At 42.9% G+C, this 17939-nt stretch carries 28 protein-coding genes and 3 pseudogenes; all 31 read right to left on the bottom strand.

Annotated elements, in window-relative coordinates:
- Window positions 1-7 precede the first annotated feature (7 nt).
- On the bottom strand, window positions 8-649 hold the full coding sequence (locus ArsFIN_RS15720) for a hypothetical protein (protein ID WP_135677989.1): 642 nt from the start codon (window positions 647-649) through the stop codon (window positions 8-10).
- A 9-nt stretch (window positions 650-658) separates the two neighbouring features.
- Entirely contained in the window at window positions 659-967 is a 309-nt protein-coding gene (locus ArsFIN_RS15715) for a hypothetical protein (protein WP_135677595.1), read from the bottom strand.
- A 4-nt stretch (window positions 968-971) separates the two neighbouring features.
- Window positions 972-2957, bottom strand: coding sequence for a phage tail tip protein J-related protein (locus ArsFIN_RS15710; protein ID WP_246067257.1), 1986 nt, complete (start codon window positions 2955-2957; stop codon window positions 972-974).
- An 8-nt stretch (window positions 2958-2965) separates the two neighbouring features.
- Window positions 2966-3100, bottom strand: coding sequence for a hypothetical protein (locus tag ArsFIN_RS28285; protein ID WP_276489390.1), 135 nt, complete (start codon window positions 3098-3100; stop codon window positions 2966-2968).
- 104 nt (window positions 3101-3204) lie between these two features.
- Window positions 3205-3411 (bottom strand): hypothetical protein, encoded by a 207-nt coding sequence (locus ArsFIN_RS27625; protein ID WP_135677987.1) that lies wholly within the window; start codon window positions 3409-3411, stop codon window positions 3205-3207.
- Window positions 3405-3683 carry a hypothetical protein gene (locus tag ArsFIN_RS27620; protein WP_135677985.1) on the bottom strand — a complete coding sequence of 93 codons (279 nt, stop codon included), beginning with the start codon at window positions 3681-3683 and terminating at the stop codon, window positions 3405-3407. Before ArsFIN_RS27620 ends, ArsFIN_RS27625 begins: the two co-directional genes overlap by 7 nt.
- Entirely contained in the window at window positions 3668-4015 is a 348-nt protein-coding gene (locus ArsFIN_RS15695; protein ID WP_246067188.1) for a DUF6950 family protein, read from the bottom strand. The genes ArsFIN_RS27620 and ArsFIN_RS15695 overlap by 16 nt, the downstream gene beginning before the upstream one ends.
- 69 nt (window positions 4016-4084) lie before the next feature.
- Window positions 4085-4621 (bottom strand): Ail/Lom family outer membrane beta-barrel protein, encoded by a 537-nt coding sequence (locus ArsFIN_RS15690; RefSeq protein ID WP_135677590.1) that lies wholly within the window; start codon window positions 4619-4621, stop codon window positions 4085-4087.
- A gap of 134 nt (window positions 4622-4755) precedes the next feature.
- A complete protein-coding gene (locus ArsFIN_RS15685; protein ID WP_135677658.1) occupies window positions 4756-5337 on the bottom strand; it encodes a hypothetical protein in 582 nt (193 codons plus the stop codon).
- Window positions 5337-5936, bottom strand: a complete 600-nt coding sequence (locus ArsFIN_RS15680; RefSeq protein ID WP_135677659.1) for a hypothetical protein — start codon at window positions 5934-5936, stop codon at window positions 5337-5339. The genes ArsFIN_RS15685 and ArsFIN_RS15680 overlap by 1 nt, the downstream gene beginning before the upstream one ends.
- 189 nt (window positions 5937-6125) lie before the next feature.
- A pseudogene (locus ArsFIN_RS29170) lies at window positions 6126-6335 on the bottom strand (phage tail tape measure protein); the annotation flags it as partial.
- Window positions 6314-6511, bottom strand: coding sequence for a phage tail tape measure C-terminal domain-containing protein (locus ArsFIN_RS27005; protein WP_455708621.1), 198 nt, complete (start codon window positions 6509-6511; stop codon window positions 6314-6316). The pseudogene ArsFIN_RS29170 and the gene ArsFIN_RS27005, both read right to left, overlap by 22 nt.
- 4 nt (window positions 6512-6515) lie before the next feature.
- A complete protein-coding gene (locus tag ArsFIN_RS15665) occupies window positions 6516-6953 on the bottom strand; it encodes a hypothetical protein (protein WP_135677981.1) in 438 nt (145 codons plus the stop codon).
- A gap of 161 nt (window positions 6954-7114) precedes the next feature.
- Window positions 7115-7633, bottom strand: a complete 519-nt coding sequence (locus ArsFIN_RS15660; protein WP_135677979.1) for a hypothetical protein — start codon at window positions 7631-7633, stop codon at window positions 7115-7117.
- On the bottom strand, window positions 7624-8055 hold the full coding sequence (locus ArsFIN_RS15655; protein WP_135677977.1) for a phage tail length tape measure family protein: 432 nt from the start codon (window positions 8053-8055) through the stop codon (window positions 7624-7626). The genes ArsFIN_RS15660 and ArsFIN_RS15655 overlap by 10 nt, the downstream gene beginning before the upstream one ends.
- An 89-nt stretch (window positions 8056-8144) precedes the next feature.
- Window positions 8145-8471 (bottom strand): hypothetical protein, encoded by a 327-nt coding sequence (locus ArsFIN_RS15650; RefSeq protein WP_135677975.1) that lies wholly within the window; start codon window positions 8469-8471, stop codon window positions 8145-8147.
- Entirely contained in the window at window positions 8441-8722 is a 282-nt protein-coding gene (locus ArsFIN_RS15645; RefSeq protein WP_135677973.1) for a hypothetical protein, read from the bottom strand. The genes ArsFIN_RS15650 and ArsFIN_RS15645 overlap by 31 nt, the downstream gene beginning before the upstream one ends.
- Before the next feature lie 308 nt (window positions 8723-9030).
- A complete protein-coding gene (locus ArsFIN_RS15640; protein WP_026824209.1) occupies window positions 9031-9378 on the bottom strand; it encodes a hypothetical protein in 348 nt (115 codons plus the stop codon).
- 10 nt (window positions 9379-9388) lie between these two features.
- On the bottom strand, window positions 9389-9616 hold the full coding sequence (locus ArsFIN_RS15635) for a hypothetical protein (protein ID WP_026824210.1): 228 nt from the start codon (window positions 9614-9616) through the stop codon (window positions 9389-9391).
- 52 nt (window positions 9617-9668) lie between these two features.
- Window positions 9669-10127, bottom strand: coding sequence for a phage tail protein (locus tag ArsFIN_RS15630; RefSeq protein ID WP_135677663.1), 459 nt, complete (start codon window positions 10125-10127; stop codon window positions 9669-9671).
- Window positions 10128-10144: 17 nt separating this feature from the next.
- The gene (locus ArsFIN_RS15625; RefSeq protein WP_135677664.1) at window positions 10145-10558 is read right to left on the bottom strand and encodes an HK97-gp10 family putative phage morphogenesis protein; all 414 of its coding nucleotides are present in this window, start codon (window positions 10556-10558) and stop codon (window positions 10145-10147) included.
- A complete protein-coding gene (locus tag ArsFIN_RS15620) occupies window positions 10555-10944 on the bottom strand; it encodes a hypothetical protein (protein WP_135677665.1) in 390 nt (129 codons plus the stop codon). Before ArsFIN_RS15620 ends, ArsFIN_RS15625 begins: the two co-directional genes overlap by 4 nt.
- Window positions 10931-11257 carry a phage head closure protein gene (locus ArsFIN_RS15615; protein WP_135677666.1) on the bottom strand — a complete coding sequence of 109 codons (327 nt, stop codon included), beginning with the start codon at window positions 11255-11257 and terminating at the stop codon, window positions 10931-10933. Before ArsFIN_RS15615 ends, ArsFIN_RS15620 begins: the two co-directional genes overlap by 14 nt.
- Complete coding sequence (locus tag ArsFIN_RS15610; protein WP_246067255.1) at window positions 11235-11579, bottom strand: head-tail connector protein; 345 nt, start codon at window positions 11577-11579, stop codon at window positions 11235-11237. The genes ArsFIN_RS15615 and ArsFIN_RS15610 overlap by 23 nt, the downstream gene beginning before the upstream one ends.
- 27 nt (window positions 11580-11606) lie before the next feature.
- Window positions 11607-12824: a phage major capsid protein gene (locus ArsFIN_RS15605; RefSeq protein ID WP_135677667.1), complete on the bottom strand. Its 1218-nt coding sequence runs from the start codon at window positions 12822-12824 to the stop codon at window positions 11607-11609.
- Window positions 12825-12840: 16 nt separating this feature from the next.
- Complete coding sequence (locus ArsFIN_RS15600) at window positions 12841-13491, bottom strand: HK97 family phage prohead protease (protein ID WP_135677585.1); 651 nt, start codon at window positions 13489-13491, stop codon at window positions 12841-12843.
- Window positions 13463-14693: pseudogene (locus ArsFIN_RS15595) on the bottom strand (phage portal protein). Before ArsFIN_RS15595 ends, ArsFIN_RS15600 begins: the two are co-directional and overlap by 29 nt.
- Window positions 14694-14701: 8 nt before the next feature.
- Complete coding sequence (locus ArsFIN_RS26510; RefSeq protein ID WP_167876663.1) at window positions 14702-14869, bottom strand: hypothetical protein; 168 nt, start codon at window positions 14867-14869, stop codon at window positions 14702-14704.
- A 10-nt stretch (window positions 14870-14879) separates the two neighbouring features.
- Window positions 14880-15621 (bottom strand): annotated as a pseudogene (locus ArsFIN_RS15590) (terminase TerL endonuclease subunit); the annotation flags it as partial.
- A 147-nt stretch (window positions 15622-15768) separates the two neighbouring features.
- Window positions 15769-17430: a terminase large subunit gene (locus tag ArsFIN_RS15585; RefSeq protein WP_135678158.1), complete on the bottom strand. Its 1662-nt coding sequence runs from the start codon at window positions 17428-17430 to the stop codon at window positions 15769-15771.
- Window positions 17405-17770 (bottom strand): phage terminase small subunit P27 family, encoded by a 366-nt coding sequence (locus tag ArsFIN_RS15580; RefSeq protein ID WP_135677454.1) that lies wholly within the window; start codon window positions 17768-17770, stop codon window positions 17405-17407. Before ArsFIN_RS15580 ends, ArsFIN_RS15585 begins: the two co-directional genes overlap by 26 nt.
- Window positions 17771-17939 lie beyond the last annotated feature (169 nt).

The raw sequence follows: 17939 nt of genomic DNA, 5'->3' as shown, positions 1-17939 counted from the left end.
TAAGCAATTACTTCCATCTTGGATAAGCGTCAGGCGCATAAGCCATCACCGCACCAAAGTTATTATTGTATCCCCAACCTTTACAACCAAAACTAGGCCCAGTCCAGTTGGTCACGGAAATATAACCATCTTTCGAAACGTTATAACTATTAACGAATGCCAAGGCTTGATTATCAGGCTCATAAACGGCAGTAATATAGACTAAAGTCATTTGACCGAAATAGCCTGGTTTTGGAAATGGGCCGAAAACGATATCATCTATTTTTAAGGGTAGATGACTGGACGAATAAAATAATTCCTTTTTTTCGTTGTGAATTTTCAAAAAACCTTTGTCATTGCTGTCATTAGGTAGTTGGGGTCTATAAATATAAACATTTGTCGTATTGTGCGCGCGGATAGCAAACACATTTCCTTGCTTGATTGCCTCCGTATAGGTTGAATTTTCACCCTCCCTCCTCGCATTACGATGAAATACCAAATAGCTATTCAAAATGTTTGGATGATTTACGCTATATCTTAAGTTTTTGAACCCTTGCACATTTTGATCTGGCGTACCTTCCCTGGAAAAATCGATTAATCTTTCCAAGACATAAGTGACGGAAGTGAAAATCCCAAGTTCTGCACCATTTACTTTTATTACCGGTTTCATAAATTAACGTTAAATCAGTTTAAAAACATGAATGATAGGTATCGTTGCACATCCAATACAAAAATTCGTATAATTCCAGCTAACGATATTTCCATATATATGGACGTTCTCAATTGCGGGATATTTATTACCGGTATGGGCAATATCAATGCGAGGAACCGCAACTATTTTTCTGCCACCTTTAAGAAAACGCTGATCGAATTGAAAGCTGTTTTTTTTAAAATCAACTTCTTCTGAATGGATAACAAAGCCGAATGATTGAAGAATATTATCTATTTCTCCGCCATCATGATAAATATTAAATTTGGGGATTAGCATCTTATCACTCCAACGCAATTTCTATTCTAACCTGCCCCTTTTCGTCATAAAGACGTAATCCGGTGCCATCAAAGGTAAATCGACTATCTTTACTATTCGAGTTCATCTCAAAGCGATTGTTTTTAGCATCAAGGATGAATCCAGATTTTTCAGGTAGGTAGTTTTGGGATTGTATTTTGTCGATAACGACAACGCTATTGAGCCAGGCTTCATTAATGAACGCTTCATTAATAAAAACCTGTCCATCTTGCAGATACATAAATAAATCCATTTTCCCGTTGCTAGGATTATAAAAAGCAAATTGTTGCGCATTAAACCCCATCACAGTGGTTACTTTTTCGTTTTTTAATTCCGCACCTATCACCATTCCTGCATCGTAAGAAACGCCATCATAAACAATCTTAACCAAGTTAGTGAAAGTTGCAGAAGCCTCGCCTTTTTTCATGTCATACTTAGCTTGTAGCGAATTCTGAGCGGCTGCCCATGACTTATCCGCTGTCGCTCTGACTTGATGGATAGACTCGGCTAAGGCTTTAGTCTCGGTTACCACATAATTGTCAACCCTGACGATTTTCGCCTTCATCTTGCCGTTTTGACGCATGAAGTACTGCGTATTGCCGTTGAGTCCCTTCGCGTTTTCCAGTATGGCCTCTGTGCTGCTATCTATTCCTTTCTTTAGCTGTTTAATGGCTTCCGTATCGTTAATTTTTTTGTCTATTTCATCAAGAATATCGCTCGCTACGCTATTTGGAAAACCTGATGCTTCAACAAACGCCGATTTACCGTAACTGTTTATCGTGCGAATATAGAAAAAATATTCATGACCAACTTTAAGATTTTCCTGTGTCCAACGTTGGCCCTGGCCGATTTTCTTTGCATTCGTGATAACTTCATTCTCAGACTTATCTTTCAGTTTTTTGTCGCTAAACCAGAATTCAAAGTTACTGCCATAGGCCGCTGAATCGGCAATTGTCGGCACGACCGTTAATAAAGACATACCCGGAGTAACAGACACGCTAACAGGGGAGGGCGGCGCTTCAATCGCAAAATCAAGAATAGTAGGCTGAGAAATTGCGCCAGCCGCGTCAACTGATCTGACTTCAGCACGGTAAGTGCCTCTCGGTAGCCCTGCAATATCAACCCGCTCTCCTGGAACCTGAATTGTCTGTATGACCTGACCATTTTCAATAACATTAACGGTGTTATACCGAACATCTGCTGCGGTGTTTTCCCAGCTCAAATAACCCTGTACAACATCGCCAATCGTCGTTGGCACAAAAGCCAGATTTATAGGTGGGGCGACTCCCCCTATGGGTAATTCAGTAAACGGCGGGGCTTTAGAAGGTTTACCGATAATATCTTCGTAAATATAAGCACCGTCTTCCTCTAACAGAATTTCTACGCCCTCTTGCGGGTGAAATTTCCACTCTGCTATACGAAATTCAGCATCCTTAATACCAAGACTGGGTAAGTTAAGCAAAACAACATCACCAGGCCGATAAGCATAACCATCCAGATTCATGGTAAGCTGAACCCTGCGACCCGCGCGCTTTTTGCGTAAATAAAGATTGGCTAAACGCTGTGCCTGATAAGGACTGGTGACAAAGCGATAATCGATATTTTCTTTAATTTCCAGCCCGTCTTCATCAACCCACTCCTGTACAATCACCGGCGGGAAATCTGTTTTGATATATTGTTGCTCAGCATCAATAAACGTACCGTATATCGCATTAGTCGCTTCGCGCAGGGACAATTCAGGGGTAATATTGACGGTATCAATGATTTGGTTGGCTTCAATACGCAAAGTAGCCGGTCCGTTATAAGACTGCATTAAAATGCCGTGCTTCATCACCATATAAGTGGGTTCTGCCGCAATGCATTTGTGCATATTATCTAGTACTGAGGCGGGTGACTCGGATAAATCATAAGCACCGTTCAGGGTATAGCGGGGTTCAGTACCATCCGCCGTTTTAGTCGACTCATCACACAAGTCAGCCGCTACTTTAAACGCCGAAAATCAATATCGGTATCCGGTACCTTTAAGTAACGACGATAGTAATCAAGAATAACCAGTGCCCCATTATTGCTCCATGTCGTTTTATGGGTTCTTGGATCAAAATCTCTTTGCCCCAAATTTCAACTTTTATATTAGGGATACCTTGTGGGTACTTCTCATCATCATGGTAAAGGGTAAATCTTAACCATGCCAGCCCCTGCCAATCATATCCTTTTTCCAGCTAGGAGCCTCTGAGTAAATAAGGATCGGCATCTTTCCTGTCGTTATGCAGTTCGTACTCAGCCGCTTTACCAAAAGAATCTATCAGATCATCATTAAACCAGATGCGACCAACACGACTGATTTTATGTCCGGCCAGTGCAATGGCCATATAGAGTATGTAATTTATTCCGCCTATAACTGGAATTTTAACTTTTAGTTTCAGCAAAAGAGTAATCCTGAACAGACTGTTTTACCCATGATGACGACTTCTGATGCGGACGCCGAACGTAATATTTGCTTACGTTCGGCTTGATCGCGCGCAGGATCAGGCGGCTTTTGTTGGAACAACAATGATCCCGCCGTTTGAACGGCAAGACCCGCCGCAATTAACCCCAACCCCAATCCACCGGTAGCAATTACGCCCGCTATCATTAATCCGGCACCAATAATACCGGTAATCGAGTTTCCAATGCTGCCTGGCATTACGTCACCCTCCATGCCATCACGATTTTTTTATCAACCGGTCTTGCGCCATGGTCAGTAACTGCCCAGATTTTACCCGCCCAAATGACTCCCATGGTCAACCCCTCATCACCATCAAACATCACAATGTCCCCCCGTCCTGCTTCCCCATCCTGGAGCACATTGAAAAACAGCCCCCAGAAATACTGAAGTGTGCCAAATTCATTTTTCAATAGCCGAAATGCACTCGCTTTGCTGTTATAACGCCCCCGAACGGATGAACACGGATCAAAGTCACAAATAGCTATTACGCAGTCAGCCGTAAATAAACAGCAGTCATGCTCACCCCATGAAAAAGGGCGACTCATCGCCGCCCTTAAAGTTTGGGGTAATCTGGTTACCCAATTTTTATGTCGCATTTTGATATCAATTAAAATTTAGAACCGGAAACCTGCACCAAGCATCCAGGTGCCGACTTTAAAATCACCGAATCTGGTGTATTCATAAGAGGCATCAATGGCAATATTTTCCACTGGATTAAATTGCAAACCAACACCACCAACTAATCTGCTTTCAGAACCACTTTCGCTATCATTAAATGTTTTTACTTTCGCTTTACCATGTGCAATACCAATTAAGCCATACGCACTCATATATTCATTAAAACGATAAGCGGGCCCGACACTGAGTGAGTAGTAATCGATATCGACGGTTGAATAATCAGAAAAATAATAACCTTTATGCGTATAAGCAAATGAACCCATCACACCCCAGTTATCATTGAACTCATGACGGGCTTTAATATTGAAACCTTTTGCACTATCATTAAGGTCAAAATTTACATCACCAACACTGACCTTAATGTTACTTTGCGCATAACCCATTGATAGGGTATTATTTCCTTCCGCATTAGCGCTAAATGCGATAAATGTAAGAATAGAAGCTATCGATGATATCAATAATATTTTTTTCATTTTTTTCCTGCTATTACTAAAAATAAATGATTAAAACAAAGCAACATAATTTGCATTGCGTATCGCAAATTATCATATAAGTTTATTCGTATTACATTTAAAATCTATTTCAAAATAGATATATTTGAAATTATTTACTTATAAACAAACCCCGGTGAATCCTTTTTACCACCCCAATAAATCGCCCGCTCAGCCATTTGCGCCACATATCTGAAGATACGGTCGTCACTTTTCCGTTTGCGCCATGACTCATCCGTGAATCTGTCCGGTAGCCCCATCGACCAACGTTCAAAACGATTGGATACGGTCACCGCTACTGCATTTTCTTCACCGCTCGAAACGCCAATATGCGAAATCTGTCCGGCAAAAATCACCTCAGCAATCGCAGGCTTTCCTTCCAGATTGATGGCAATCAACATTAAACGAACATTTCTGCCGCGACTGCGTTCATTCATCACATCACCGACCAGCATCGAGTCAAAGCCAGAAAGGGATAATATTAATTGCTGTGGACTGGTTGTATTTTCCTCTTTTACATTTTCAACTGCACCGAATTTTCCAACACCCTCGTAAACTTCACCCGCAATAATGATATTGCCAACACCGGTATGATTTCTAGCTACCCCTGACTTAAAATCTAATCTTGCAGCCATGACTAATTCATATCCGTCATTAATCGCTTTAACCATGTTGTTAGAAAAAGGATGGTATAACATCAGTAAAGCGCCTCCTCAAACTCCAAAGTAACATGAGTAAACACGCCTGGACGATACTGAAAACTACCCTGATCATTAGTCGTCAGTTTAAAAATGCCAAACGGTGACAGGGTTTCTAATTTATCATTAACTTTTGGCGCATATCGCAGCATCGGTGAAATGGGAATTGACGCATTACCGTTAGTATCACTGAAGACATTATCCGTAACTATTTTCAGCTCATCGCCAATCGTTAAATAATCCCCTTTTCTGATGACAATTAAATTTTTTTTCCAGCCTCGGGTAAGCAATATCCTGCCGGTTTGGTTTGCGGTACGAATTGCTGGAACACCTCTTTCCACCAATCCTTGTCGTATCCAGTGACTAATTTTAACCCGACCACTTTCGCCGTCAAGTTCAGCAGTCAATGCTTCAAGTTCACGCGACTTAGTCTCAGTCAGGTTATTGAAAGTTAAGCTACACCGCCAGCGGCTACCGGGATATCTGACCGTTTGTGCGCTGCCGGTAAAAGTTGAAACAAAGGTTTTACTATTACTAACTAGTTGCCAATTCATTGATGAAGGCACAACCTCTTTTGGCCATTCAATAACCGATGCCATCAGTTAACTCCCTAAAAGTTTCCGTATACGTCCATTAGTCGCAAAATCTCGCTGAATGCGTGCGAGGGCATCATCTGCTCCCTGTTTTGCTGCGCGTTGGGTTATTTCTCCAATGACTTTATCGCCATTACCGGTCACATTGATAACCTGATGAATATGGATAGTGCTTACATCTTGGGTCTCTGATGAGCCACCGACTGCTTTGACACCCAGCGAACCATCACGCCCTCGAGTTAACGGCATAATGGCTTCAGGCCCCGCTTCACCCATTAACCCGATTCCTTTGGCAAATGGGAATAACGTCGGCGAATCCACAACACGATTACTATAGGCACTTAACCCTGACGAACGATAAACACCGCCCAGTGCATTGGCTCTTATGCCAAGAAAACTGCCAAGACCAGAACCACCAAACTTGACTCCAACGCTTTAAATATCATCATTTTAACAATCATGCGCGTTATATCATTGACCACCGATTGCGCAAAATCAGAAAAATTAAATTTACCTGTGGTCACAAAGTCTGCCAGGGTATTTGACATACCATCGAAAGCGTTTTTAGTGATATTACGCATGTTATCAAACACGTTTTCTGTTTCCGCACCGAAATCCTGCCAGCCTTTGGCTACGCCTTTCCCCATCTTGCGCCACCTTCGCCTTACTTAATGCAGCAGCTCTCACTATCTCAATCTGTTTTTGTTCTTCTTGCGCTAAAAACTGCGTCCGTTCTGCATAAAGTTGTGAGGTCTTATCTGAAACTTCCTTATCAAGCTGATATCGCCGATTACGAAAGTCATCCCTGACGCGTTGTTCTTCAAGCATCAAGTCATAATCCACTTTGGGCATCGTCATTTGCAGAATCTGATTTTGGGCTTCCTGCTGCATTTGAGTCGTACGTTTTGTGATTTCAAAATCCTGATCTGCAAATCGTTGCCTTAATGCTTTTAACTGTAATTCACGCTCTAATCCGGCATTGATTTGCAACTGTGTACGAATTTCATCCGCATGCGCTAACACACTCTTCTGTGATGCATTCAGCGTTCGCCCTTTAATCGAGTGATTTCTTGCTCAAAGGCTGCCAATTTCCGTTCTGAATCGAGGAGTTTTCATTTTCCATTAACTGCGCTTGTAAGGTCGCTGTTTGTTGTTGCAGTTGCTCAATTCGCTGACGCCCCGCATCAAGGGTTTCCCGGACGTTTTTGCGGGGCGTACAGTTTGTCGAGTCCTTTAAGCGCTTGGGTGTACTCATTTAATGTTAAACTGCCCTCTTTATAGCGTTGGTTGATTTCCTGCTGAATTCTGGCTCTTTCTTTCAGCGGATCTTTACCCGCATTAATGGCCGCATTAATTTGTGCAGCGGTTTCGATGGTATGAATGGCGAACTGACTTTCAGTTTTAATTTGTGCTTTGCGTTCTTCCAGTTGCCTAGCATAAATCGCATTTTCCTTGTCCTTTTCTTTTTGCAACACCTGATTATACAGTGTCAGACTTTGCGTTGATGCCGCCATTAACACGTTAAAACTACCGGTCAGATCATCGAGTGATCTTTTATGCGCCTGCGTTAAGCGCTCGCTTTCTTTAGTATTTTCCTGATTCTGTTTTTCGTAGGCATTTCTTGCAAGCGCTTTGGCTTCTTCAATTTGTCCCCGTCTTTCCAAGGCAGCAATTTGCTCGTAAATCGATTGCGTTAATACCACACCCTCAGCCGCGTAATTTCGCAGGCTTTTAACGGTTGGTCACCGATTGCCGATAGCTTGCTGACCAACATATCGACGCTACCGCCCGACTCCTCAAGTTGAGCCCCAAACTCCGCCACGTCTTCCAGTAGCTTACCGCTAAACCCTGCACTTGCGGCAGAAGTCACCGCTTTATAGGCTTCGGCTGTCCCGCCTAGTCGATCTGCTAACAGATTCAATTCAACCGTTGTTGTCGATAAAAATAATCCGCCTTTTTGAATGGCTGCATAAAAAGACTTCTGCCTTTCTTCCGCTTCCTTAAACTGCGAATACAAATAAAATACTGACCCTGCGGTTGCCATCAAGCCAACATTGAGCGGCCCACCCATGAGATTAATAAGGTTACTGAAAGCGCCCGTTATTCCTCCGGTTACGCGCTGCAAAGCGGACAACTCAGTATTTGCAACGGCAAGCTGCTGCTTGGCTAAAGCTAATTGTCGCGTGCCCGCCGTTTCCGCTGCTTGCGCTGTCGTTAATTGCGCAGAAGCGGCGGCAGCTTTTTTTGATTTGCGCTGACTTCAGCCAGATTTGCTTCGGCGATCGTTCTGGCGTTTGCCGCATTTTGCGCCGCATATGCCTTTTCAATTTCAGCCGTATTCAGTCCATTTTGGGCGTTGACCGCGCGCATTTTTTCAAGGTATTCATCAGAGGCAAACGCCTGTTCACGCTGCGCGATGGCCTGTGCTTTCATTACTTGCGCGGTTTTTAATCCCTGCTGTGCTCTGGTGGCATCTGCTTTGGCCGCTTCAATGCTAGACTGTGCATAATCTACCGCACTTTGCGCGGCTTCTTTCGCCATCTGCCGTTGAGTATCGAAAGTCGTGCCATGCGTAGCGCAAACAATCGTTCAAAAGCGGGTACTAACGCATTTGAAATCGTACTGGCAGCAACATTGCTGCCAGAAACCAGCTCCGTTAACACATGATGCAAATTTCCAAAGCCAACTGCTGCCTGTCCACTGGATTTTCTTATCTGATTTGACATCCTTGTCACTGCACGTTCACTTTGACTTGAGCCAGATTCAATCTGCTGAGCAAATTTTAGATTCATTAGCCGCAGAACTATAAGCATCATGAATTTGCGATTTAAAACTAGCAGAATTCAAGTGTAACGCTACGGCCAGACTTGCGACATCAGCCATTTAAAACCCTCATAACGTTATTACATTGTTGATTAACATCATTATGTGCAATGACTTCATTTTCCGTAATATCTGCGCCTTTGAGTTCACTTTCCAGCAGAAAAAAACGCTTGCCAGTGCGTCAATATTTCGTTCGGTAAAGCGGCGATTTTACGCGGGTCAGGTTGACCCCATCTATCAGCCAGTTGGAAAATAAAGCGTAAGCGAGCGGAGTCGGTTAGTTTTTTTTAGCGCCATCCAGACTGCCACAGCTAAATTGCTGAACAAACTTGAGGGCTTCAATCAATGATTGCGTGGATTTGGTAGCAATTAATTCCTCTGCGGTGGGCAATTCTTCTGTGGGTAAGGGTTGCCCTGCTTTATCGCAAATCGTTTGCAAAATCAGGTTTGCTCCCGCAATACTTGCCTGTGTGTTAGAGCCACTGTCTTGCGCCTGTTTTAACGCTTGCTCATAGGTATCTAGCTCTGCAATGGTTAAGCGGCGTAGATAAACATCAACATCAAAAATAGCGTGTTTTTCAACATAACTATCCGGTGCTAATAAACGTGATTTAAGTGATGACATGCTATTTACCTTATTCTTTTTCTTCTAATGCTCTGACACGTTTGGTGAGCGCATCAAGTTCTGATGACAAATCCTTACCGGGTTCGCCTTTTTCTCCTTTATCGCCCTTATCCCCTTTTTCGGGTAAGGTATTAAGTGCTTCAAAGTTGTCATTTGTTTTACTAAAAGCATCACGTAAAGTATCACCCGTTCCATCATCCGGTTTTGTGCCAATATTGATTTTTTTGATTTCTGCCATCAGTTTACTTTCCTCTTGGTGCTATCCGCCGTGAATTTTGTCGCATCGGCGGTTAAGGCTTTGGGGGTACTGTTCCCCAGGTGAGATTATTCTGTTTCCCTTTTACCGTAATTTGAATGACTTCACTTGCTGGCGCACTAATCTCATTCATCTCCCAGCCTGACAGGGCCAAGATCATCGTGGCTGTCCGTTTATTGGGTAGCTCAATATAAAGCTGAACGGTTTCTCTATTTTGTGCCAAATTTAAAAATTCAGTAAAATCTTCATTTTCGGGGTCATCGATAAAACCTAGCGTCTTTTCCGGCCCTTCCGGTAAATCGGCTATATATTGTTTGTTGGTGTCAAGTAATGTGGTGCAGTCTATAAAGCTTCCTGTTAATCCTGTTGCGCCTATTGCTCTACAGGTATCCAGAAGTTTCATTGCAGTCACTGCATCCCCCACTTTGCCAAATTTCACTACGGTATTTTCGGGTAACTTAGCGTATTCCGGCGAACTTTTTCTTTTAGCCATAGTATTTTCCTGTTGTATTAACGATGTTTTTCAATGCTGGCGCGAATTTCTGATGCTAAGGTATTAAGGATAAATTCACGGTGATAATCCAATGCGGGTCGGATAAAAGGGCGCGCTATCTGTTTAACCGTACCAAACTCTTGGGCGCGTGCTTTTATCGCCTGTTGTTTTGAAGGGCCAACTCTCACTGTGACGACGGTTTGTGTTTTTTTGTCCTTTATTCTGCTGTTAGTGCGGATTTTAATGCTATCTCGCATATGTTCGCCTGAATGAATCGCATCAAATCCCGAATGGCCTTTCATATCGGCGAGCACCGGTTTCATTACTTCACTCCCTGCTTTGCGTAAAACCTCAACCGCAACTTCATCGCCCAATTTTTTTAATACCGATTCAAGATCGCTTAATCCCTTCACTTCTACTCGATTTCTCATTTAGCATCCTCCGCATAGGTCAAAATAAAATCCCGCGTGATCCGATAACATATACGGTTTTCTGTCAGTTCTTCCCTGTCCTGAATTAAGTTACCGCGTTCAATATGTTGTACCGGATAGTCACCCAGATAACCGTGTTCAATTTTTTCCCATTCCTCCTTGATTTTTTCGCTTAGCCAGAGGGCTTTTTCATAATCATTGAGTAACTGAACTGTTATCTGATATCGCGCCTGTACGAGCGTTGTTTTTGCTAACCCCGTAAATACTTTCGGATCACTGATACGCTGATAAATGACCCCTTCAAGCTGTTTTGAAGGAAGTTGAAGGGGGAAAGCATCTAATCCCGTAATACGGCTTAAGTCTTTTTTAATATCATTTTCTATCATGGCGGATATTTGCTTCTGTGGTAATAATGAGTCGATCAGGTTGATTACGATCTAATGCTCTGACGGTAAAGCGACGTTGCCGATATTCAACCAGCCAATCAATATCAATATCGTTTCTTGGCCTTAACGTAAAACGCAAAGTTTCAATCACCTGTTCTTGATCAGCCGTGCGAATTTTCCGATTAGATATCGACTCCGCATGGGCCCAAACGGTGTTAACCGCTTCCATTTCAGTATACGGATCGCCCAAAGGACGATATTTTGTGATAGGCCGATACAAGGTAATGCGTTTAGTCAATTCGGCGGCTAACATCCTTCCCTCTCATCGGGTATATCCGATAATCGTTTAATATTTCGTAAAATCCAGGGGGAATTCTTTTTAACTCCCGCGTGTCATACCAAAAGCCTACCGCCAATATCAATGCCTGTTTAATCAACGGCGTTATCACTAATTGGGTTGCGTTTTGCGTCTTTTTCTCTGAATCAGATAATGAACGGTTAAGGTAGTTTTCTGCTTTTTCTTTGGCAGCGGCAAGGTACATCAATAAAAGCGCATCTTCCTCATCCGTATCAATACGACACTGAAGATGTAAATCATCAAGCGTAGGTAACATGCCAAACCTCAACTTTTGCAAAAGAGGGGCATATTGCCCCCTCTTAAATTAACCGCCTGCTCCACTGGCTTTGCCCTTCAATAATTTAATCGCATTACTATCCACTAACATAGACCCCACTCTTTTTGTCGTATAAAAATGAACAAACGGTTTATTGGTATAGGGATCTCTCAATACCCTGACACCAATACGATCTAAAATGGTATAGCAACGTTTAAAATTACCAAAAGCAACCGGAACATTGCCCGCGCCTAAATCCGCAAACTGTTCATTTTCTGCAATACCGTAACCTAATAAGGCGGAGGGTTGTCCTAACTGCAAACCAGGTTGCCACAAATAATTACCTTGTGAATCTTTTAATGTTCTTACCTGAAATAATGTCTTATTATTCATCATAAACCGGGCATTAGTACGATAAGGTTTACGCAAGGTATAAATGAGTTGCATGATTTCATCAGCGGTAATTTCTGATGGTTTTTTAAGCATCAGGTGTTGCAGCGTTCCCCATTCACGCTCCTTATCCGCTTTTTCATCGCTCCCATAGGCTAACAATCCTTTTGGTTTTTTTTGACCATCACCGGATGTAAATGCCAACTCTTCCTGTTGAGCAAACTCCTGCGTCAATTCTGACACGATAAATTGTTCAACATTAAAAAAACTATCATCAAGCATTCTTTGGGTGGCAGCTGGATTACCATAAATTTCACCCCAGACAGGCTCAATAACCCCTAATTTCGATGTCGATGTCTCCGGACGCTTATCCGTTTCACCGACCCAACCACTTGTCGTTCCGCCTTTATTAATTAGCTTTTTATAATCGGGGGTACCAACCGTTAATACCTGACATTCCTGGCGCATCACAATTTCATCCCCCAACGCCTTGATGATATTGCGGTCTAATTCCTCAGGTACTGCATACCCCCCGTCAGGGTCTGTGGTCGTTTGCATGGCTTTTTTTTCAAGTTCAGCGAGTCCCTCTTCTTTGCCTTTGCGGATGAACAGCGAAAAAGCCAATTTATGATCATTTATACTCTGGCTGCTTTTCATTGCCGCAGGGCGTTTTAACGCCACTAATTCTTCTTCAAGCGAGGATTTTAACGCATCGAGTTCACTGAGTTTAGCATTCAGTGTTTCAACATTTTCCGATAGCTTACCCTTCTGCGCTTCAATGGCTTCAATACGTTTATCATTTTTTTCTTTAAATTCGTTAAATCGGTTTTGTAGCTCTTGTGCTACCAGTTCAACATCTTTCTTGTCTATTGGCATAATTTACCCTTATCTTTTAAAATATAATGGATTTCAAGGCTGCTAACAGATCGGTTTCAACGTCTCGCTGAGACAAAGCAAGGTAGCCTTCCGCCATGAATTTTTTTGCTTGTGTTCGAGAAAGTCCAACATCACGCAGGACTCGTTCAATCTCTTTTGGTGCGGGAATTTGACCTTGCGCAAATACTGATTTGATCGTATTAATCCTCGCTTCATCATTCGCTGGAAAGGTCACTAAACTCACCTCCCATAAATCTATCTCTTTAATCAAAAAGACCCCTTTAGTGCGTTCGTATTCGCCATCTTTAAGCACATACCCAATAGAAAGGCCGGATAGTGATCCGGCCTTCATGTGCGCATGGGCTCGCTTGGCTAAAGGGTCATCTTCAATGAGCAATTTTCCTTTGACAAATAACCCTCTTTCATCCTCCCACATTTCGGTATAGACCCCTATCGGTTCATCCATGCGGTGCTGCCAAAGAAGGGCAGGAAAACTATTTTTACATCGCCAATGCGTTAGTGATGTTTCAAATGCGCCTCGCATTACGATGTCATCAAAACTGTCTTTTACCCCAAAAACAGAACCATAGCCGGAAAACTCACCCGATTCAGTCACTGATTTTAGACTCAGCGGCATATCAAACCGCTGTTTTATCATTATTGTCATTCGATTTATCCTCGCTAAACTCGGTAAGACTGGGTTTTGTTGTCATATTCATCGGCGTTAAATAAATATCACCGCCTTCACGAGGGTTAAGCTCCTCCAGTTCGCGGCATTCATTTGGGGAATAAATTCCCCAATTAATTCCCGTTGCGTAAGCTGCAAACCGTGATTTCATATCACCACGTAATAACGCCCCAGTATTGAACTTAGCATAAAAATTTTTCTGCTTTTTTTTCAGCGATTAACCCGATATTGATTCGCTGTTCAATGCGCGTTAGATAAGGAACCAGCGAATAGTTGATAAAACCAATGCCCAGATTCTCAATATTATTAAACGTGGCTCTATCTGTATTTTGCACCATGTGCAACGGAACGCGAAAAATACGGCAGATTTCTTCCAGTTGAAACTTGCGTGTTTCCAAAAACTGAGCATCTTCCGCTGACAAACTAATTTGTTGCCACTTCAATCCCATTTCAAGGATCATCGGTTTATGGGCATTCTCAAGGCCTTGATGGCGGACTTCAAAGTCATTTTTTAATCGCTCATAAGCGTCATCTGTCAAATATTGTTCCGTTTGTAAAACCCCACTTGTCACTGCCCCATTTCCAAATAGACGTGAGCCATGCTCTTCTGTTGCTAGTCCAAGACCGATGGCTTGACGTGCATACGCAATTGGACTCAACCCTATTAATCCATCCAATGTAAAAATGCGAACATGCCATATTTCATCCTGACTCAGAATACGGCTTGTTCCATCTGGCAACGTGACTTGATATTCAATACCCCATTGAGGATTTAGCGTTGGTGCGACACTGTCAGGACTTAATGGAAGTAATTCAACCACTTCGCCTAAGGCCTTAACCTTATAGGCATAAAAATTGCCCCTCAGACACAAACTCGTTATTAATAATTCCCAAAACTCTTGTGAAGTCATATACCCATTTGGTTTGGCTGATAATAGCTGATGAAGCCTTTCTTTCGTGGCGCGTTGATTGCATTGTGCCGTTCGTTCATACAGGGCACAAGGCAGCATGCCGACAGATTCTGCTAATACTCTGACACAGCTAAATACCGCGGTTAGCTGCATAGCCAACCTAGGACTGACTCTACGACCGGCGTAAGTATCGTAAGAAAGCCCCATCAGATGACCAAGTTCCTGTGAAGTTATGTCACTTTTTTTGCTAAAAAGTCCTGGAAAAAACATAATGCCTCTTATTGTTTGATTTTTCGACTCATCATGTACGAAACCAAAAATGACCACAGCAAACAAAGAATACCGCCAACAATAAAACCAGCGGCGGGCAGCAATAACCAGGCACCGAAAGCCAATAAAATGGCACCAATAATGCCTGTGATAAATGAAAGCAGTGTTAATATCATTGTGTGATCCTTAAAGCGATCTCAGTCCGTGGGAACTAATAATTTCAGAAAGCGAAGGTTGATGGTTCCCCATTGACTAATAATCGACTCATTGCGGTAAAAAGCGCACAAGGGCCATCAATCTTAGCTTCCGCCGTTGACTTATTTGGGAAGATGTTGTCATTTTTGTCAGGTCTTACCGTCACATTAGACATCATCCAGTTCATTACTGGGTGTTGGTTGTGGTGCAGTTTCCCGGCGTATACCAATGCTTCCACTGCTTTCATTGCTTCTGACAGATTTCTGACTGTTTGAGAAACTTCAACCAGTGGTAGGCCTTCTTCTGCGAGTGATAAGCCAAATTGCGTTGCACTCCAGGGATCAAATCCTATTTCTTTTAATGTTTGTCCTGAGACCCACGTAATGATTTCCTCTTTGATTTGATTGTGATCAACCACTTCACCATCAGTCAGGGTTAATACCCCCATCGCTGACCATTTCCGATAGAGTTCTGCAATTTGTCGAGAACAACGCGCTAGCCTGTCCTCTGGCAGCCAGAACCTGGCATCAGTATGAACATGACCATTGTTTGCCTGCCAGACTTTGACGGCCGCACAAATATCAATTTTGTTAGCCAAATCAACACCGACCCACATCGGATAGGTTTTTAGCTCGTGCATTGGGGCGACAGCAGAGAGATCTGTCCATTTGAGCATATCCATCCAGGCTGACTCTGCACTCACCCAAACGTTGGCGTGCTTTGTTATAAAATTACAAACAATTATAATTTAACTATATATCAATAAGTTAATGAATATTTATTATTTATTTATAGCTATCTGCAATACACATTGCAATACACAGGTTTTAATCAGAAGAGAAATTTGTTTAAGATTATCCGGGGCGCTAATAAAAACCCGCTACACCCCATCAAATGAAGCTAATCGTTGTTTCTGCTCATCGGTCAAACTAAAGGTAAAGTCCTCATGCTCTATCTGCCATGTGCCAAAACTCATCAGAAACGCTAAGGCCGGGTCGATTTTATTAGCCGATTTCTTCTTGTTCGGTTTAATATTGGCGTTTGCATCGGTTTCCATCACTACATTTGCGATCGCCCATGTTAAAACAGGGTCGCCGTTATGGTGGATATTCTGACGATTAACAAACACTTCTGCTGACTTGGCGACAGGGCTTAAACGCATATAGGTTTGTGGGAAGGGTTCAACATCTAAACCTGCACCCTGTAATTGCGTTCTAAGATGAGTCGCATTCCACGTATCAAAGCCAATGAGCTTAATCTCAAACTGCTCACTGTCTTTGAGAATATCATCTCTGATACGGTCATAATCAATACAATCGCCTTTGGTGGTTCTCAGCCAGCCTAACCGCACCCATTGATGATAGATTGCTCTATTTTTATTCGCTGGACTCTGTAATTGCGCTTCGGGGATATAGTGACGGCTCAATAGCAAGAGCGCATTCTCTTGTGGGAAGGTATAACAGACGCTAGTAATATCGTTTGTTGAGGATAAATCCATCCCTGCATAACAGGTTTGTCCCTTTAAATCCGTTTCCTTGTAGTCCCGTTGACAGGCAGCCCAAGCCCCTTCACCCATCCACGGCGTTTGACCCTGACACCAGATATTAAATCGTTTGGTTAACATCTCTGTCCATTGTGAGGGAATTCCCCTTGCTTTTTTAATCGTATCGTTCAGGGCATGACTTTCTACAGAGACATTAAGATTAGGATTGGCTTTAACCCAGTTATGCTCATCATCAAGCTCACCGTCTTCGTCTAGTTCATAAATCAGGGCAAAGAGTGATTCATTCTGCGCTTCACCGTCCAATATCTGACAACAATAATCATAGTGCTGTTTACAGGCTGAAATAACATTGCTCCCTGCGGTGGTAATGGCAAAAAGTAGTGCTTCAGGGCGTGCCCCCATCCCTAACTCAAGCGCGGAATAAACCGCATTATCAGGGTGTAGATGGTACTCATCGACGATCGCCAGACTCGGATTAGTGCCCTCAATGGTGGCAGCTTTGGCAGCAAGCGGCTTTAGCAAACTGTTATTTTTAGGATAAATTATTTTATGTTGCTGGATAGTCAGCCGTTTCTTTAGGCTAGGGGATAGCAAACACATCTGACGGGCATCATCAAAAACAATGCGTGCCTGGTCTCGACTCACGGCTGCCGTATAAATATCCTGTTGCCCCCCTTCCATGATTAAAAACCAATTAGCCAGTATTGCAGCCAATGTAGACTTAGCGTTCTTTCTTGGCACTTGGATATACGCACTACGATATTTTCTTCTTCCCGTGCTAACTTCTTTGAATCCTAAAATATTCGCTATAGCAAATTGCTGCCAAGGTTCTAATTGAATGGGCTTACCTCGAAGATGTCCTTTTACATGGGGGCAGAGACGGGAAAAAGCGATAAAACGTGCTACCGTTGGCGTATCGAAGGTATAAACGGGATTATTGCGGTCATTAAAATAACGATTAACCGCCTGTTTTAAGCGCTTACAGGCCGGAATATCGCTATTTCTGACGCGCTCAGCGTATTGATGCCAATCGGTCAAGTTCATCTTCTTCTTGCATTTCTACCGGATTACGGCGACGTGATACGGGGTCAAAACCTAATAGGGAGGCCATTTTTATCATGGTTTTTTCTGCCTCAGCTTTGGCGCTTAATGCGGGGTTCCTACTTTCGCTTCCCTGACTGTTGGCGATACTAAATCCGCGTTCTGCGAGGTCTGCAACGGCTTTTCGGTAAATGGAATAGTTGACGCAATACAGCTCAAAGCTACTCCAATCAGTGGGGTTCAGGTCGTTACGCTCTGCAACGAATTTTGCCTTAGCTTTCCATTCTGTAGTAGCAATCTCATCAAGATAGCTAGGGGCTTTGGGTGCTCTTGCCATAATCTACTGTTTTCCTTATTGTTTTATTTTCAAAAAAATGACCGCGCATAAAAATTCGATTGACGTGCGGTCCCAGCGCAATAGGGGGTTGTCATATTTAACTCCCCCACCCCCTACTTCCAAGGCTGATTCCTAAAACATTCCATTAGCTCACGGTCACGCTGAGTCA

Source organism: Arsenophonus nasoniae (assembly GCF_004768525.1).
GTDB classification, from domain to species: domain Bacteria; phylum Pseudomonadota; class Gammaproteobacteria; order Enterobacterales; family Enterobacteriaceae; genus Arsenophonus; species Arsenophonus nasoniae.
This window is presented reverse-complemented; position numbering and strand designations above follow the sequence as displayed.

Coding starts and splice junctions, on each gene's coding strand:
- ArsFIN_RS15640 (WP_026824209.1), bottom strand. CDS start 9,378: ATGTCATCACTTAAATCACGTTTATTAGCACCGGATAGTTATGTTGAA.
- ArsFIN_RS15695 (WP_246067188.1), bottom strand. CDS start 4,015: ATGAGTCGCCCTTTTTCATGGGGTGAGCATGACTGCTGTTTATTTACG.
- ArsFIN_RS15650 (WP_135677975.1), bottom strand. CDS start 8,471: ATGGCGAAAGAAGCCGCGCAAAGTGCGGTAGATTATGCACAGTCTAGC.
- ArsFIN_RS15600 (WP_135677585.1), bottom strand. CDS start 13,491: ATGACAATAATGATAAAACAGCGGTTTGATATGCCGCTGAGTCTAAAA.
- ArsFIN_RS15720 (WP_135677989.1), bottom strand. CDS start 649: ATGAAACCGGTAATAAAAGTAAATGGTGCAGAACTTGGGATTTTCACT.
- ArsFIN_RS27620 (WP_135677985.1), bottom strand. CDS start 3,683: ATGGAGGGTGACGTAATGCCAGGCAGCATTGGAAACTCGATTACCGGT.
- ArsFIN_RS15620 (WP_135677665.1), bottom strand. CDS start 10,944: ATGATAGAAAATGATATTAAAAAAGACTTAAGCCGTATTACGGGATTA.
- ArsFIN_RS26510 (WP_167876663.1), bottom strand. CDS start 14,869: ATGATATTAACACTGCTTTCATTTATCACAGGCATTATTGGTGCCATT.
- ArsFIN_RS15685 (WP_135677658.1), bottom strand. CDS start 5,337: ATGTTATACCATCCTTTTTCTAACAACATGGTTAAAGCGATTAATGAC.
- ArsFIN_RS15625 (WP_135677664.1), bottom strand. CDS start 10,558: ATGAGAAATCGAGTAGAAGTGAAGGGATTAAGCGATCTTGAATCGGTA.
- ArsFIN_RS15630 (WP_135677663.1), bottom strand. CDS start 10,127: ATGGCTAAAAGAAAAAGTTCGCCGGAATACGCTAAGTTACCCGAAAAT.
- ArsFIN_RS15690 (WP_135677590.1), bottom strand. CDS start 4,621: ATGAAAAAAATATTATTGATATCATCGATAGCTTCTATTCTTACATTT.
- ArsFIN_RS27005 (WP_455708621.1), bottom strand. CDS start 6,511: ATGCGTAATATCACTAAAAACGCTTTCGATGGTATGTCAAATACCCTG.
- ArsFIN_RS15680 (WP_135677659.1), bottom strand. CDS start 5,936: ATGGCATCGGTTATTGAATGGCCAAAAGAGGTTGTGCCTTCATCAATG.
- ArsFIN_RS15615 (WP_135677666.1), bottom strand. CDS start 11,257: ATGTTAGCCGCCGAATTGACTAAACGCATTACCTTGTATCGGCCTATC.
- ArsFIN_RS15715 (WP_135677595.1), bottom strand. CDS start 967: ATGCTAATCCCCAAATTTAATATTTATCATGATGGCGGAGAAATAGAT.
- ArsFIN_RS15580 (WP_135677454.1), bottom strand. CDS start 17,770: ATGGCAAGAGCACCCAAAGCCCCTAGCTATCTTGATGAGATTGCTACT.
- ArsFIN_RS15605 (WP_135677667.1), bottom strand. CDS start 12,824: ATGCCAATAGACAAGAAAGATGTTGAACTGGTAGCACAAGAGCTACAA.
- ArsFIN_RS15635 (WP_026824210.1), bottom strand. CDS start 9,616: ATGGCAGAAATCAAAAAAATCAATATTGGCACAAAACCGGATGATGGA.
- ArsFIN_RS15645 (WP_135677973.1), bottom strand. CDS start 8,722: ATGAATCTAAAATTTGCTCAGCAGATTGAATCTGGCTCAAGTCAAAGT.